The organism is Candidatus Poriferisocius sp. (assembly GCF_965208475.1).
Classification (GTDB): domain Bacteria; phylum Actinomycetota; class Acidimicrobiia; order Acidimicrobiales; family Bin134; genus Poriferisocius.
In genome coordinates this window covers 2,265,723-2,280,993 of sequence record NZ_OZ242338.1, presented here as the reverse complement: position 1 = coordinate 2,280,993, position 15,271 = coordinate 2,265,723, and the positions used below count along the sequence as shown (strand labels likewise).

The following is a 15,271-nucleotide window of genomic DNA, read 5'->3' as shown; positions in this document are numbered from 1 at the left end:
CGGCCCGATGCTCGCAAAATGAAGGAGGAAATGGCAACATGAGCACTGTTCAGAGCGACAGCCTGTTTGTCCAGGAGGCGTCAGCACGTCGCGTGCGCAACGGAATGCCAACCAACGACCTAGTGTTCAGCGCATACGCCGAGGGAAACGACGACGTGTTCCCGCGGATAATGGACTTGTACGTGGCGCCGAGCAGTGTTGTCGCTGACGTGACTTTCGGTAAAGGCGTTTTTTGGCGGAACGTTCCAAATGGAATGTATCAATTACTGGCGACGGACATTCAGAACGGTATCGACTGTAGGGCGCTTCCCTACAGCGATGGCGAAATCGACTGTGTTGTGCTCGACCCGCCGTATATGCACTCACCGGGGGGGACAGCGCACACTGCGCACCAGGCGTTTGAGCGCCACTATCGGAACAATGGGACAGGCAACAGGACGAACAAGAAATATCACGAAGCCGTGCTCTCACTGTATGAGGATGCTGGCTCGGAAGCGCACAGAGTGCTCCGTGACAAGGGCGTGTTGATTGTGAAGTGTCAGGACGAAGTGTGCTCCAACCGGCAGCGGTTCACCCACGTCGAGATCATGCAGGCATACGAACAGATGGGTTTCGTAGCCGAAGACCTGTTCGTGGTGATGCGAAAGAATCGGCCCGGCGTGAGCCGTGCGGTCCAGCAAGTTCACGCACGGAAGAACCACTCGTACTTCTTGGTCTTCTGGAAGTCCGATGGCAGTAAGAGAATATGGGAAGCGCCCTGATGGACGCCGTAGAACTCCTGGCGAGCATCATACGCGAGCACAGCCCAGAGGACATCTGGGCGGACTCGCCGCTCATCGGATATCGGATGCTGGGCAACACCAACAGAGGCGAGATTGGTGAGGAGTTCGTCCGCAGATATCTGGGCAACGCAGGATTCAAGATCGGTAATGGCAGTCGAACATCGGAAATCGACATGGTTATCGAGGAGCAGCGAACCGAGGTCAAAACCGCTTCATTGGGCGCGAACGGCACTTTCCAGTTCAACCACGTCCGTTTAGACCGGACCTATTCCTTCTTGCTGTGTCTCGGGGTGTGCCCGGAGCAGGTCGTGTTCAACGTCTGGCACAAGGATGAAGTAATCGACGGCCTAGCGGGACGATTAGTCATGATGGCGCAGGATCAGGACGTCACATACAAGATCACCAAGAAACTTGACGACATGCGCCCTGTTGGCGAGATGATCGACACTCTTCTTGAACGACTGGCGGCATATGATTAGTTGGCTGGCCCCCGAGATCATCACTGGCCACGGCTATGGTCATTCTGTGCACTCGCATCGGCACTTGGCAGCAGCGGAGTTCTTTGCCGGGATTGGCCTGGTGAGGGCGGGTTTGGAGCGGGCGGGCATCGATGTAGTGTGGGCAAACGACATCGAGCCGGTCAAGCATGCGGTGTATGCGTCCAATTTTGATGATGCGCACTATGTCTTAGGGGACATTCGAGATGTACAGGGGTGCTCGGTTCCCAAAGTTGACATCGCGACGGCCAGCTTCCCCTGTGTGGACCTGTCGCTCGCGGGGAATCGGAAAGGGTTGGACGGCGAGCAGTCGGGGCTGTTCTTTGAATTCTCGCGAGTCCTGAGAGAGATGGGAGAGCGAATCCCGCCCGTGGTGATGATCGAGAACGTGTCATCGTTCGTGTCCTCCAGGGGAGGGGAAGACCTCCGAGTCTCGATAGGAGAACTCAACAAGTCGGGATACTTCTGTGACGTGCTGACCGTGGATGCAAGCTGGTTTGTTCCCCAGTCGAGACCCCGCTTGTTCATCATTGGCACTCTCGAACCACTTGGCGGTGAGGCTTCGGGTATGGCTGGACCGCTCCGCTCTGAGTCAGTGGCCGCGTTCGTGAGGGCCAATCAAGATCTGATGCTTCAAGAGCTTTCGGTTCCGATTCCCGTGCAGGCTGATCGCTGGCTCAATGATGTGGTGGAACGTCTCGACGCCAGCGACGAGCGGTGGTGGGACGGTAAGCGGTTTGGGAAGTTCATGGGATCGCTTTCTCCCCTCCATCAAGATCGATTAGCTCTACTTGGGCAGGACAGGATCACCCAGTGGCGCACCGCCTACCGTCGGACTCGCAATGGGATCCCTGTGTGGGAAATCCGCTCAGACGACATCTCCGGCTGTCTCCGCACAGCGCGAGGTGGCTCATCTCGACAGGCAGTTGTCGAAATCTCCCCAGATGGAGTACGAGCAAGATGGATGACGCCCCGCGAGTACGCCCGGCTTCAGGGGGTTCCAGATGGGTTTGACTATTCCGCAGTCACCGATGCCCAGGCGCTGTTTGGCCTCGGCGATGCAGTTTGTGTGCCAGTGATCAAATGGCTCGCTGAACATGCGCTGGTGCCAGCTGCTATGGCGATGGGACGTCAAGAAACCGAAAAGGCTGCTGTGTGAACGCTGAAAGTATTGCCGACGTGCTCGATGCAGACATTGAGCAGTGGTATGAGGCTCAGCGCAACGACGGGACGGTCAACCGCAACGTGATGGCAGTTGGCCTCATCATGTGTGAGCACATGAGCAGCCATTTCCCTCTTGATGAAGATAAGTGGCTCTTCGCGTGGAAGCGGGGACTGGGGTGTTTGTGGGGGTCCGCCACTGGGTAGGGGGCCTCGCCGATTCTTGTGACTGACACAGTCCAAGAGTCAGGAGGCCCCTGGTGGTTCAAGATAGTTCAGCGGTTGAGTTCGGCGCGCTCGGGTTGGAGGTGACCGGCGTTGAAGAGGTGGGCGGCGAGGTGGTTGTGCGGGTCCAGTCCCCGGACGGCCAGGCGGTGTTCTGCGATGGTTGCGGGCGCCGGGCCCGCTCCAAGGGGCGGCGGGAGGTGGTGTTGAGGGACGCTCCTTTCAGCGGCGGGCGCCCGCAGCAGGTGGTGTGGAACAAGCGGGTCTGGGTGTGCCCCGACGCCCACTGCGCGAAGGGGTCTTGGACCGAGCGGTCCGAGCTGGCGGGGCCGCGGCGGGTATTGACCGAAAGAGCCGCGAGGTGGGCTGTGGGCAGGCTGGCAGCTGTGGAGGGGTCGGTGGCGTCTTTGGCCCGCCAGCTCGGTGTCGCCTGGCACACGATGTGGTCCCACATCGCCTCTGCCGCCGAGCAGGCTGCGGCCAGCAGCAGACGGGTTGGGCCGGTTGCCAAGCTCGGATTCGACGAGACGGTGATGGCCTCGGCCTCGCGGCGCCGCCGCCGCCGGTTCATCACCGCCGCGGTTGATGCCGACACCGGGCGGGTCGTCGACGTGTTCGAGGGCCGAGACTCCGCTGACCTCCGTAAATGGGTGTCCAAGCAGGCGCGGGAATGGGTACGGGCCGTCGAGGTGGTTTGCATCGACCCCCACGAGGGCTACCGCAGCGCCATCAGGTCGCTGCGCGGTGATCGCCTGCGGGCCGGCACCCAGATCGCGGTGGATCCGTTCCACGTCGTGCGCTTGGCGAACCAGGCTGTTGACCGGTGCCGCCGCCGCACCCAAAACGACACAACCGGCCACCGGGGCCGCAAAGGCGACCCCCTCTACGGGGCCCGCAAACTGCTGTTGACGGGCCAAGAGCGCCTCGATGCCACCGGCTGGGACCGGCTGCGAGCAGCCCTCGACGCGGGCGACCCCTACGACGAGGTCGCCGACTGCTGGGAGGCCAAAGAAAAAGTCCGGGCCGTGTTCAAAACCGCCGGCCCCGACCAAGCCGCCGCCCGGCTAGATGACGCAATCTCCTGGTGCCAAGCCCCCGAAGCGGCCCCCGAGCTGCACCGCCTCGCCCGCACCCTCAAAAGCTGGCAAACAGAAATCCACACCAGCATCGCAACCCGAGCCCACAACGGGCGAACCGAAGCAGCCAACGCCAAAATCAAAGACATAAAACGCTCAGCCAGAGGCTTCCGCAACTTCACCAACTACCGGCTCAGAATCCTGCTGGCAGCCGGACAAAAACCACGCGAAACTCAACCCGCCACAAAAATCAGAACCCGACGTCCCAGCTTCAACGCGTAGAGCCAGATAAGTGGTTCACCGGTTCTCAAGTGAGCCTTCTCGGCGGTAATCGAATCAAGAACATCCTTGCCCGACACGGAGAGGTCTGATTCAGACCTGACCTTCGGCCCAACCGGCCCTCAGCCGATGGTGATTAGTTCGGGGAGGGTGCGGTGGTTGGAGAAGAGGGTGGAGGCGGGGGAGGCGCCGGATAGGGCGTCGGCGGCGAGGATGATGGCCGCCGCGGTGTAAGTGGTGCGCTCGTCGGCGGGGAAGTGGGTTCGCTCGGGGTGGACCATGCCGGTGAAGTATGAGCCGTCGTCGGCCCGCAGGTCTTGCACCCATTCGAACATCTCGGTGGCGAGGTCGCGTCGGCCCGCGCCGAGGTGGGCGATGATGCACTCGCAGGTCTCCGCGGCGGTCACCCAGGGTTTGTCGAACACGCAGCGCACCCCGAGGCCGTCCATCACGAACTGGTCGAAGCGGGAGGCCAGCATGGCCCGGCCCTCCTGCCCGGTGACCACGCCCGATAAAACCGGGTAGTACCAGTCCATGGCCCAGCGGTTCTTGGGGGCGAAGGCGTCGGGCTGGGTGCGGATCGCATCAGCTAGCCGGGCGGCGCTCAACTCCCAACCGGGGCGCTCTTGGCCCAGCTCTTCTCCGGTGGCGATGGCTGCTCGCAAGCTGTGACAGATGCTGGACGATCCGGTCAGCAGCGCGAACGACCACGGCGTGCCGTCGTTGTGGCGAGCCCAGCGGATCTCGCCTCGGGGGAGCTGCAAATCGAGCACGAAACCCACGGCCTGCTCCACCACCGGCCACATCGCCTCCAAAAAGCCCCGGTCGCCGGTACACAGGTAGTGGTGCCACACTCCGGTGGCCACGTAGGCCACGCAGTTGGCGTCCAGCTTGTCCTGTTCCACTCCATCGGCCAGGTAGTACTGGTGCCAAGCGCCGTCGGGCCGCTGATTGTCCACCAGCCACTGGTAGGCGCGCTCGGCTTCGGACCGGCGACCCGTCACCGCCAGGGCCATGGCCGCTTCTATGTGGTTCCACGGGTCGGCGTGGCCACCGGGGAACCAGGGGATCATCCCGTTGGGCAGTTGCCAGGCGGCGATGCTGTCGGCTGTTTGCTGTAGATCGGATGCCGACAGAACGCCGGCCACATGTGGCCCAGCAATTTTCGTGCCCTTGGGGGCGGGAGTGCCAGCATCGGCAAGCTCAGTCTCGCTGTGGTGATGGGATTCAGGCGACGACAAGCTCGGTCTCCCTTGGGCTATCTGATCCTGGCTTCCGGCTGTAAACGACCAGGCTTTTGCCCAGCACTGGACTCAGGACCCGTTCGGCTATTCGGGTGATTCTCGGTTGGCGAACAATATCCCATTCCAAGAGCCGGCGGTAAGCCGCCACCAGCCGGTGGTCGTCCCGGTTGGGGCCGACCGCGCACCGCAGCCACCAGTAGGGGCTGTGAAGCGCATGGGCATGGTGACCCGTGTAGGGGGCCAGACCGGCACGTCGGAGTCGGCGCCGGAGTTCGCCCCGCCGGTAGATCCGCACATGCCCGCCCACTGCTTTGGGGGCGTGGTATTCGTCTGAAAGCGCCCAGCACACCTTCTCGGGGAACCAGGTGGGCACGGTCACGGCCAGCACGCCGCCGGGGCGCAGGATCCGGGTCAGCTCGGCCAGCGCCGCATCGTCGGAGTCCACGTGCTCGAGCACCTCTGAGGCGATTACCCGATCGAACGATTGGTCGGGGAACGGCAAACGGGTGGCATCGCCCCGAACGGCCTGGCATGTTCCGTGGTGCTGCTCTCCAGCCTCGCTCATGGCCGCGAACGTGGCTCGCACCTGGGCCAGTTCGCCCGGCGCCAGGTCGCAGGCCACCACATGGGCGCCCCGCCGGGCGGCCTCATAGGCATGGCGCCCGAATCCGCACCCCAAATCCAGCAGCCGTTCTCCCGGCGCCAGCCCTAGGCGGTCGTAGTCAACAGTCAGCATGGTTGATGCAGAAACCGCTGAGGGGAGCCGCGCCTATCGGTTGGGGCGCCATTCGCCGAGCAGCGCCCGATAATGCTCTGCCGTCTGCTCCGCGGTGTGACGCCAGCTCCACCGGCTGATCACCCGCTCCCGCCCGGCGGCACCGATTCGAGCTGCCATTGCCGGATCGTCCAGCACCCGGCCCACCGCGGCGGCCAGCGCCTCGCTGTCGCCGGGAGGCACCGATATACAGGTCTGGCCGTCGGGGCCGGCCACCTCGGGCAGCGCCCCGCCGGTGGTGGCCACCAGCGGGGTGCCGGTACACATGGCCTCGATGGCCGGGAGTGAGAACCCCTCATACAGCGAGGGCACCACTGCCGCCGAGCTGGTGGCGTACAGCTCCACGATGCGCTCATCGGGCACACCCGAGATGAACTCCACCACCTGGCTTAGGCCCAAGCTGGCAATGGCTTCCGATGTGGCGCCTCCCTCACGGGGTTGGCCGATCACAACCAAGCGCACATCTCGCTCGGTGCGGAGCTTGGCCATTGCCTCCAGCAGATAGCGCAGGCCCTTCATGGGCACGTCGGCGCTGGCCGTGGTGATGATCTGCTCTGGGCGGCGGACCGCGTTGGCCAGAGGGCGGAATAGTTTGGGGTCCACCCCCACCGGGACCACGTGCATGAGGCGGCGCGGCACCTTCTGGTCTCGGGCAATGTCGTCGCGCGACGACTCCGACACGGTGATGATGCGGTGAAGCCGGCGGGCCACCCGGGCCTGCATCCGGGTGAAGGAATACCAGCGCCGCTTGCCCAGCCGCTCTACCAGGGTGCGGGCATGCTCGAGCTCAAGTTGGCGGTCGACGGTGATGGGGTGGTGGATGGTGCCCAATACCGGCAGCCCTTCGCGCTCGATGGCCAGCAGTCCATAGCCCAGCGACTGGTTGTCGTGTACCAGGTCGAAATCACCCATCCGAGAGCGCAACATCTGCCAGGCTCGGATGGAGAAGGCCAGGGGCTCCGAGAATGCCCCGGTCATAAACGAGCCCACTTCGGCGGCATCAGCCCACGACTTGATCTCCCAGAAACCGGGCATCCGCCCGGGATGGGCGTCGTTGAAGATGTCGAGGCTGGGGAGCTGGTGCAGCGGTACTCGGTCGTCCAACACGGGGTAAGGCTGTCCGCTCAGCACTTCCACGTGGTGGCCAAGCTCGGTCAGCGCCCGGCTGAGGTGGTGGACGTACACCCCCTGACCGCCGCAGTGGGGTTTGCCCCGGTACGAGAGCAGGGCGATCTTCAGGGGTTTTTCCGCCGAGACCATGAGCTACAAGGTTCTCGGAATCCGTGGTGTTTGGCAAATGCTCAGCCGGTTCGCTCAGTCGCTAACTTTGGCCCGTGCGAACACTGGTTCAAAGAGCTGCGGAGGCCCGGGTTCGGGTGGACGGCGAGGTCATCGGAGAGATCGGCCCCGGCCTGTGCTGTTTGGTGGGAGTGACCCACGACGACGATGCCGGCTCGGTGAAGAAGATGGCCTCCAAGTTGTGGAACCTGCGCATCTTCACCGACGAGAACGGCCACATGAACCTGTCGGTGGCCGACACCAGCGGCGAGCTGCTGGTGGTGAGCCAGTTCACCCTCTACGGCGACATCAGCCGCGGCCGCCGCCCCTCGTTCTTGGCCGCCGCCGCCCCAGACCAAGCCTCCGCCCTGATCGAGGAGCTGGTTGCCGAGCTCCGCACCCTAGGCGCCACCGTGGCCACCGGCGCCTTCGGCGCCATGATGGCAGTCGAGCTAGTCAACGACGGCCCCGTAACCCTCATGGTGGAGATTTAGTCAGCGGGTTCCGCGGCGACCCGGTGGGGTGGTGGTGCGCTGGCGGGCCAGCCAGGCGGCTAGCAGGGTGGCTGCGGCTAGGGCGAGCATGGGCCAGGGGCCGGCGCGGGTGGCGAGGGTTTGGCCGGTGCGGAGCTCGATTTCGGCTTGGATGACTTTGCGCTCGGAAACGGCGGTGCGCTGGTAGACGTTGCCATCGGGGTCGACGAAGGCGCTGAACCCGGTGGGGGCGGCCTGTACTACCCAACGCCCAGTTTCCATAGCCCGCAGTCGGGAGCTGGCGATTTGCTGGGTCTGCACGATGGTGAGCCAGTAGCTGGCTCCGTTGGTGGGGTTCAACAGCACCTCACCGCCGTTGCCGATGGCATCTCGGGCCCGGTCTTCGAAGAAGATCTCCCAGCTAATGGAGACCCCGAGGCGGCCTACGGGGGTGTCCAGCGCCGCTGGGGTGTCGCCCCGGCGCATGTCTCGGGCCGGCAGGTAGTCGGGGGCCAGCGGTTCGATTAGCGACCGCAGCGGGACGTACTCCCCGAACGGCACCAGCCGGACTTTGTCGTAGCGGCCCAGCATGGTTCCGTCGGCGGCGAATACCGCCGCGAAGTTGGCTGCCTCGGTGGCCGATACGTCCTCCACCACCCCGGCCACCAGGGTGGCGTCGAGCTCTTGGGCCAACCCGGCCAGCCGGACACGTTCTTCGCTGTTGGCAAACAGCCCATGAACGTCCACCACGTCTTCGGGCCACACCACCAAGTCCACCGGCTTCTGCACTAGTTGGCTGGTCTCTAGGTGCCGCTCAAACACCACCCCTGGCTCGGTGTTGGCGGCCCGGGTTCGCTGCGGCCCGCCCCCCTGCACCACGGCCACGTCGATGGCGCCGTTAGCCGAGCCCCGGGGGGCCAACGCGGCCCCGCCCCAGAACCCCAGCACCACCACCGCCAGAACCAGTGCTGCCTGCCACCGGCGCTCCAGCGCCGCGGCCACAGCCATGGCAATCGCCACGGTCACCCCTACGAGCAGCAATGGTCCCAACACCCTCACGGTGGTGGCCCATGGGGTGTCCACCTGGCTCATGGGCAAGGTGGCCAGCGGCACCCCGCCGAACGGCCACCGCCACCGGATGGCCCCGGCCAGCATGAACAGGCCGGGCAGCGCCACCCACCGACTGAGCCCCGGCGGACAAGCGGCACCGGTCAGGCCGTACAGCACCGAGAACACCACGCACACCGCCAAATAGCCGGGCAGGGTGAAGTCGACCATCCAGAACGTGGCCGGGAACAGCCAGCCCGCCCCGAAACCGAATCCCCGCCACGCCCGGGCCCCGATTGGTTGGTCGGCAATGAGACGTTCGAAAGCCACCAGGCCGACGAGTGCCAGCGGCCACCACCCCCATGGGGGCATCGACAGCGCCACCAGCCCGCCTGCCGCCAAGGAGCCCGCCGCCGTCCAACCGCTCTTGCGGGCCCATACGGCGAGTCGTGGGCTGCTCATCGGGCGATTGCGCCCTCTGCCGCCCGGGCGCAAGTCTTCATCGGGCGATTGCCCCCTCAGCCAGGCTGGCCTGGGCTGCTTGTCGGCCTTGGTGGATGCAAGCGGGAACCCCCAAGCCCCGGGCCCACGCTCCAGTCACCTGCAACCAGGGGGCGTCGTGGGCCAGCTCACGCTCGATGTCGGCTACCAGGTCCAGATGGCCGGGCCGGAACTGGGGTAGAGATCGCTCCCATCTGCTGATGCGCACGGTGTGGGGCCGGGCGTCGAGCCCCATGGTCGCGGTTAGGTCGGCCCTCACAGCCTCCACCAGAGCGTCGTCGTCCAGGGCCAATGCCCGGTCGTCGCCATATCGACCGGCTGAGACCCGAAGCACCACCGTCTCGTCCGTCCCGATGTGGGTCCATTTGCTAGATGCCCACGAGCAGGCCGTGATGGTGTGGCCCTCTACCGCCGGCACCAGATAGCCCGACCCCGCCATGGGGTGATCGACATCGGCTTTGTTGAAGGCCAGCGACACCAACACCACCGAGGCGTAGTCGATCCTGTGCAGCATCTTTGCCGCCGCCGCCGACACCGGGGCAACCAGAGCGCTGGCCGTGGGAGCGGGGAGGGTCACTATCACCCCGTCGGCATCCAAGTCATCCAAGTCGGCTACCGGGGACGACAGTTGCAGCTGGTCGCCCAGCCGGTGGGCTAGCTCGTCTGCCAGCCGTCCCAAGCCGTCGGGCAAGGTGTAGAACACCGGCGCGCTGGGGTCGGCCGTTGAAGAGGCGGCCAGCCGGCGTAGCTCTCGAACCAAACTTGGCCCGCGGGAGGCCGCTTCTGCTAGCTGGGGCACGGCTGCCCGCATGCTTAGGTCATCGATCGACGAGGCGTTGATGCCCCCGATCAGCGGGTCCACTAGCCGGTCGGCTACCTCGTCGCCCAGCCGCCGTCGCACCAAGCTGCCGACCGACTTATCCTCCGCCAGCGGCGACCCGGCCAAAGCAGGCTCCTGGCGAGCCCGATCTACTCCAGCCGCAGAAACAATCCCAGACGCAGCCAATGAGTCGAAATCTAGCGGCACCCCCATTACGTTGGGTTGCGGCAGCGCCCGCAGCGCACCTCGGGAGTACACAAACGCGGCGCGCTGGGCCGGTGGCACCAATTCGGTTGCCAATCCCAACTCTTGGCACAGCTCCACTGCCCACGGCACCCGGGCCAGAAAGGCATCGGGACCCTCGTCTACCGGTTGCCCGGCCAAATCCGAGGTCAGAATCCGTCCCCCGGCCCGACCGGCCGACTCATACACCACCACCTCGGCCCCGGCCTTGGCGGCCTCGTACCCCGCAGCCAGGCCAGTGATCCCAGCCCCGACCACCGCGAGCTTCATCGGCTGGCCTCAGCTGCGGCCTCGGGCGCTCTCCAATCCACCGCAATTCTCATGGAGCGGCCTGGTATCCGTGTACCAAATCCACCAACCGCTCCAGCATCTCAGGATCGGTCTCGGGCAGCACACCGTGGCCCAGGTTGAACACATGTCCCGGTCGCCCGGCGTTGCGATCCAAAACCTCCACCGCGCGCTCAGCCACCACCGGCCACGGGGCCAGCACCGCGGCTGGGTCCAAGTTGCCTTGAACAGCTACGTCGGGCCCCAACCGCTCCCGGGCGTCGTCCAAATGCACCCGCCAGTCCACTCCCACCACGTCGGCCCCCGCTTTGGCCAAAAGCTCCAGCAGTTCGCCAGTGCCTACCCCGAAGTGAATGCCCGGCGCTGTCTCCTGAGCCCCGACCCGACCCCGCCCTTCTGTTCCGCTTGATGCCCCCACGCCGCGACCGCGCAATTCAGCGAACACCCGTTGGCTGGCGGGCAGCACAAACCGCCGATACTCATCGGTGGCCAGCGCCCCAGCCCAAGAATCGAACAATTGGAACGCTGCGGCACCGGCTTCGAGTTGCGAGCCGATGGAGGCAATGGCCAGGTCAGCCAGGCGATCCAACAGTGCGGCCCACAAGCCGGGATCGCTGTGCATCAAGCGCTTGGTGAGGGCGTGGGAGCGAGACGGCCCTCCCTCTACCAAGTAGGAGGCCACGGTGAACGGCGCCCCAGCGAAGGCGATCAACGGCACGTCCAACTCCGCCACCAGGTTGCGCACCGTCTCCAGCACATAGCCGGTGTCGGTCTCAGGGTCGAGCGGCCGCAGCCGGTTCAGATCACGGGCTTCTCGAAACGGCTGCTCCACCACCGGCCCCACTCCGGGCACGATGTCTACCCCGAACCCGATGGCGTGGACGGGAACCACGATGTCGGAGTACAAGATGGCCGCGTCTACCCCATAACGGCGCACCGGCTGAAGGGTTATTTCGGTGGCCACCTCTGGGCGGGCCAGGGACTCCAGCATCGAGCCCTCCCCCCGAATGGCCCGGTATTCGGGCAGAGACCGCCCCGCCTGGCGCATGAACCAAACCGGAACCCGCTCGACGGGCAGGCCGCGACACGCCCGCAGAAAAGCATCGTTGGTGATGGCAGCACCGTCAGCCACGCCCAAACCGTACTGATATCTGTAGTGGCCGGTGTCATTGCAAGATGCGGGTGCTTATTGCCGCCGCCAACAATCTCAGTGGGCCTCCCGATACCATCGCCGGGGTGCGACGGTCTATCGACGACTACCCCTTCGACCCAGCCGACCTCCCCTGCGGTGACGACGATGAGTTCTCTCGAATCTCGTGGGCGGTGGCCATTGCCGACGACTACGAAGATGCCACTCCGCGGGTGGTCCTCACTATCGAAGAGGTGGGCCAGGCCGGCTACGGACTGGTGGCCCATCTGCCCCCTCACCTCGCCCGCCGCCTGCGCGCCGCCATCGGCGACGCCCTCAAAGAGATCGGCGAGCCCGTCACTTCTTAAGCGCGGCTAGTCAGCGTCTGGGCGGTGGTTCGGGGGGTTGTTGCCAGGGGGGTCGGAGGTAGGGGCGGTGGGTTTCGGGGTGTTGTTCTACTTGCCAGTTGCGGTGGTGGGCTTTGTGGTGGCAGGGGTGGCAGAGCAGGACCAAGTTGTCTTGTTGGGTGGGTCCGCCGTGTTGCCATTCGATGATGTGGTGGGAGACGCACCATTCGGGTTCGGTCCCGCAGCCGATGCAGCCTTGGTCGCGGGCGGTGATGGCGGCTCGGAGTTGGGGGCTGGGGTGGCGTTGGCGGCCTAGTGAGAGGCATTGGAGGTCGGCGTCGAAGATGCCGGTGAGGATCTCGGCGTCGCAGGCCAGTTTGCGGAACTCGCTCTGGGGAAGTGGCGCGCCGTCGGCCAGGCGGGGGTTGCCGAGCTGGTGGTCGATGGTGTCGTAGTCGGCCAGGATCAACAAGGTGGTGGGTTGGGGGCGATCACCCTCCCCATCGCTGGTTCGGGTGAGAAGCTCGGCGATGGCGTCGGCCCGCCGATGGCGGGCTTCGAGCCGCTCACGACCGGTGGTGGCGTGCCAGGCCATATCGGTCTTGTGGTTCAGTGCGGCCCGAATGCGTTGAGCGGTCACGGGATCGAACAGGGCGAACAGCCGCCACATGCCGTCATCGGTTTCGGTGAAGCTGGCGGTGCGGGCCTTCCGCTGGCGCTCCAGCCGCTTGGAACATTCATCATCGCCGGCGAGCTTGTCTTGGTGCTCGCGCACTGTGCGCCGCAACTGTTCAGGCGTCTCGCGCTCGGCGGCGGCCACCATCTTGTCCTCGTCCAGTGGGCCGTTCTGGGCAGCCGTGCCCAGGATACGGGCGTGCTCGGTGGTGATCCTGCTGTCAGAAAGCGCCCCCCGAGCAGTCGGCAACGCCTCTAGCTGGTCGGCCTCGCGCATTATGCGCTGGGCCTGTTGACCTGACTGACGCAACTCCGATTTCAGTGTGTTGGCAGTGTCATAAGAGGTCGTCCGTCGCTTTTTCTCCGCCACAACCTCGGCTAAGAACCCGTCAAGCCGATTGCGGGAGCGACCGATCAAACGCAGCCGTAAATCCAAGGAAGCATCATCTAGCCCGGCGACATCCACCGCATCAACACGGACACCAGTCCCGGCATTTACCCTGGTCAGAACCCCAGATTCCATGCCCACCAGTCTACTGACACCAGTGACATCTCCTATCTGCCGCCAACCGGACGGCATCTCCGCTTGCCATTGGTACTCTCCTCGTGGATTAGGAAGATCAGAAAGGGGGGGGCAATGACTGGAACCCAGGGCGACCTGGTCCAGAGCTGGCTGAATCGAATAAGCGGATTGAATCAGTGGAGGCAGAGTGGCCAGCGTGCCCCCAACAAGCCGTTATTGCTGCTGTATGCGCTAGGCAGACTCCACAACTACGGCAACTCTCGAGTTGTGTTTGAGTCGGATGAGATTTACCTCAAGAAGATGCTTGAAGACTTTGGACCGCCGCGACCGCATGGCCACAGCCCCGAATACGCATTCAGTCGGATGAACCGGGACAGAATTTGGCGGATTGACACACCGGACGGGATTCCCCCTGTGGTGGACAGCCGCCGCGCCCTGGTTGAGGCAGACGCGGTTGGCCGATTGCCAGACGAGGACGAGGAGCTACTTGTGGCTCGTCCCGAATTGTTCTCCCAAACTGTGCAAAAGCTCTTGCGTGGTAACTGGCCCGACAGCATGCATTCTGAGATATGCGAGAGGGTCGGGCTTGAATTGGAGTCGATCCTTGCAGGCGACGCGGGAGAAGCCGGTATGGCTGCCGATACCGCAGCGACCGGCAGACAGGCCGAGCAAAAGCGCGATCCAGACTTCAGACCCCAAGTCCTGAGGGCCTATGAGTATCAATGCGCAATGTGCGGATGGGATGCCCGACTGAGTGATTCCTCCGTCGCCCTAGAGGCCGCGCATATTCAGTGGAAGGCATATCAGGGTCCCGATGACACTCGGAACGGCCTTTGCCTTTGCGTGCTACACCACCGGCTTTTCGACCGGGGCGTGCTAGGTATCTCCCCTGACCTCAGAGTCGTGGTGTCACAAGACTTCAACGGCAGAGGCATGTCAGCCCAGCTAGTGATCGAACTCGCCAACCAACAGATCACTCCGCCACAAGCCCCCGACCAGCGCCCCGATGAGCAGTACATCGTCTGGCACCAAGAGCAAGTGTTCAAGTCTCCTGCCCGAGTGCCACATTGATTGGTGCCCGCTGTGAGAGCATAATCTTCCGGGCCGCATTCGAAGGAGGCGACGGGTGAGCATGTCAGCGTCGGCAAAGCACAAGAGCAAGGCGACGTTAGGTGGCATGTGCTATCGCCATCCTGCCCACGCCGACCTGCCCCACATAGTTAGCTTCTCGGGTGGTCGCTCTTCTGCGGCGCTGGCGTTCCTGGCCGCGGGGGAGGGTCTGCTGCGCTCTGAGCGGGGCGACGTCCTTCTGTTCGCCAACACCTCTGCGGAGCACCCAGGGACATATGAGTTTGCCGCCGAGTGCAAGGTGCGGCTGGAGAAGGAGTTCGGTCTCCCCTTCTTCTGGTTTGAGTTCTGCACCGTTGAAGACGCCTGGCGGGGCGAATATCGGCGCAAGGCCTCATATCGCCTAGTGAAGCCGGTGCCGGTGGAAGACGACCCCGACGGCTTCCGTTCGTCTGGAGAGCTCTTCGAGGAGATGGTGTCTCATCAGGGGATGCTGCCCAACCCTCACTCCCGCACCTGTACGGCCAAGCTGAAGCTTTACCCCTCCCACGAATTGTTGGCCGAGTGGCTGGGGGGCACTGATGGTCCGGCGCACTCCGGTCACCACTGGTCGGGGGGGGGGGGGGGGGGTTAGTTGACCCTTGCCGGGCAACGCAACAGTATTGGCTAAACGGCGGTACCGCGCCCGAACACTCGGTGCGTCGCCGCCACGAGTTCCTGGCGACACTTCCACCGGCACGCCCCGCGCAGCGCTGGCAAGAATTCACGAGAGTTCTGTTGCCTGCTGCCCGAGACGGCGCTCGGCCAGCCGCGATGCGCGGCCCTACGGCTGCCCAACAC

The 15,271-nt window shown here is 64.5% G+C and carries 16 protein-coding genes; 9 read left to right on the top strand and 7 right to left on the bottom strand.

Annotated elements, in window-relative coordinates; all coding sequences use genetic code 11:
• Positions 1-38 precede the first annotated feature (38 nt).
• Genes ACOGXA_RS10705 through ACOGXA_RS10685 form a run of 5 tightly spaced genes read left to right on the top strand, consistent with a single transcriptional unit; the run spans position 39 to position 4,023 of the window.
• On the top strand, positions 39-761 hold the full coding sequence (locus tag ACOGXA_RS10705; protein ID WP_419923862.1) for a DNA methyltransferase: 723 nt from the start codon (positions 39-41) through the stop codon (positions 759-761).
• Positions 746-1,261 carry a hypothetical protein gene (locus tag ACOGXA_RS10700; RefSeq protein WP_419923861.1) on the top strand — a complete coding sequence of 172 codons (516 nt, stop codon included), beginning with the start codon at positions 746-748 and terminating at the stop codon, positions 1,259-1,261. Before ACOGXA_RS10705 ends, ACOGXA_RS10700 begins: the two co-directional genes overlap by 16 nt.
• Positions 1,236-2,438, top strand: a complete 1,203-nt coding sequence (locus ACOGXA_RS10695; RefSeq protein WP_419923860.1) for a DNA cytosine methyltransferase — start codon at positions 1,236-1,238, stop codon at positions 2,436-2,438. Before ACOGXA_RS10700 ends, ACOGXA_RS10695 begins: the two co-directional genes overlap by 26 nt.
• Complete coding sequence (locus tag ACOGXA_RS10690; protein WP_419923859.1) at positions 2,435-2,647, top strand: DUF4928 family protein; 213 nt, start codon at positions 2,435-2,437, stop codon at positions 2,645-2,647. Before ACOGXA_RS10695 ends, ACOGXA_RS10690 begins: the two co-directional genes overlap by 4 nt.
• A 53-nt stretch (positions 2,648-2,700) precedes the next feature.
• Positions 2,701-4,023: an ISL3 family transposase gene (locus ACOGXA_RS10685; protein WP_419923858.1), complete on the top strand. Its 1,323-nt coding sequence runs from the start codon at positions 2,701-2,703 to the stop codon at positions 4,021-4,023.
• A gap of 119 nt (positions 4,024-4,142) precedes the next feature.
• On the opposite strand, the gene ACOGXA_RS10680 is transcribed toward ACOGXA_RS10685, so the two are convergent.
• From ACOGXA_RS10680 to ACOGXA_RS10670, 3 genes are read right to left on the bottom strand one after another with little or no spacing between them, the layout of a single operon-like run.
• On the bottom strand, positions 4,143-5,261 hold the full coding sequence (locus ACOGXA_RS10680) for a prenyltransferase (RefSeq protein WP_419923857.1): 1,119 nt from the start codon (positions 5,259-5,261) through the stop codon (positions 4,143-4,145).
• On the bottom strand, positions 5,248-6,000 hold the full coding sequence (locus tag ACOGXA_RS10675; protein ID WP_419923856.1) for a class I SAM-dependent methyltransferase: 753 nt from the start codon (positions 5,998-6,000) through the stop codon (positions 5,248-5,250). The genes ACOGXA_RS10680 and ACOGXA_RS10675 overlap by 14 nt, the downstream gene beginning before the upstream one ends.
• 33 nt (positions 6,001-6,033) lie before the next feature.
• Positions 6,034-7,299, bottom strand: coding sequence for a glycosyltransferase family 4 protein (locus ACOGXA_RS10670; RefSeq protein ID WP_419923855.1), 1,266 nt, complete (start codon positions 7,297-7,299; stop codon positions 6,034-6,036).
• A gap of 74 nt (positions 7,300-7,373) precedes the next feature.
• Here ACOGXA_RS10670 and dtd point away from each other — a divergent pair, with 74 nt between their 5' ends.
• Positions 7,374-7,811: a D-aminoacyl-tRNA deacylase gene (dtd, locus tag ACOGXA_RS10665; protein WP_419923854.1), complete on the top strand. Its 438-nt coding sequence runs from the start codon at positions 7,374-7,376 to the stop codon at positions 7,809-7,811.
• Here dtd and lnt read toward each other — a convergent pair whose 3' ends face one another.
• The 3 genes from lnt to hemE are packed head-to-tail and all read right to left on the bottom strand — an operon-like array spanning position 7,812 to position 11,821.
• A complete protein-coding gene (gene lnt / locus ACOGXA_RS10660; RefSeq protein WP_419923853.1) occupies positions 7,812-9,299 on the bottom strand; it encodes an apolipoprotein N-acyltransferase in 1,488 nt (495 codons plus the stop codon).
• Positions 9,300-9,336: 37 nt separating this feature from the next.
• Positions 9,337-10,671, bottom strand: a complete 1,335-nt coding sequence (gene hemG / locus ACOGXA_RS10655) for a protoporphyrinogen oxidase (protein WP_419923852.1) — start codon at positions 10,669-10,671, stop codon at positions 9,337-9,339.
• A 49-nt stretch (positions 10,672-10,720) separates the two neighbouring features.
• Positions 10,721-11,821 carry a uroporphyrinogen decarboxylase gene (gene hemE / locus ACOGXA_RS10650; protein ID WP_419923851.1) on the bottom strand — a complete coding sequence of 367 codons (1,101 nt, stop codon included), beginning with the start codon at positions 11,819-11,821 and terminating at the stop codon, positions 10,721-10,723.
• 44 nt (positions 11,822-11,865) lie between these two features.
• On the opposite strand from hemE, the gene ACOGXA_RS10645 reads away from it, so the two are divergent.
• Positions 11,866-12,186, top strand: a complete 321-nt coding sequence (locus ACOGXA_RS10645) for a hypothetical protein (RefSeq protein ID WP_419923850.1) — start codon at positions 11,866-11,868, stop codon at positions 12,184-12,186.
• A gap of 10 nt (positions 12,187-12,196) precedes the next feature.
• Here ACOGXA_RS10645 and ACOGXA_RS10640 read toward each other — a convergent pair whose 3' ends face one another.
• Complete coding sequence (locus ACOGXA_RS10640) at positions 12,197-13,363, bottom strand: HNH endonuclease (RefSeq protein ID WP_419923849.1); 1,167 nt, start codon at positions 13,361-13,363, stop codon at positions 12,197-12,199.
• Positions 13,364-13,477: 114 nt separating this feature from the next.
• Here ACOGXA_RS10640 and ACOGXA_RS10635 point away from each other — a divergent pair, with 114 nt between their 5' ends.
• A complete protein-coding gene (locus ACOGXA_RS10635) occupies positions 13,478-14,434 on the top strand; it encodes a phosphorothioated DNA-binding restriction endonuclease (protein ID WP_419923848.1) in 957 nt (318 codons plus the stop codon).
• Between the two features lie 55 nt (positions 14,435-14,489).
• Positions 14,490-15,065, top strand: coding sequence for a hypothetical protein (locus ACOGXA_RS10630; protein WP_419923847.1), 576 nt, complete (start codon positions 14,490-14,492; stop codon positions 15,063-15,065).
• Positions 15,066-15,271: the final 206 nt, after the last annotated feature.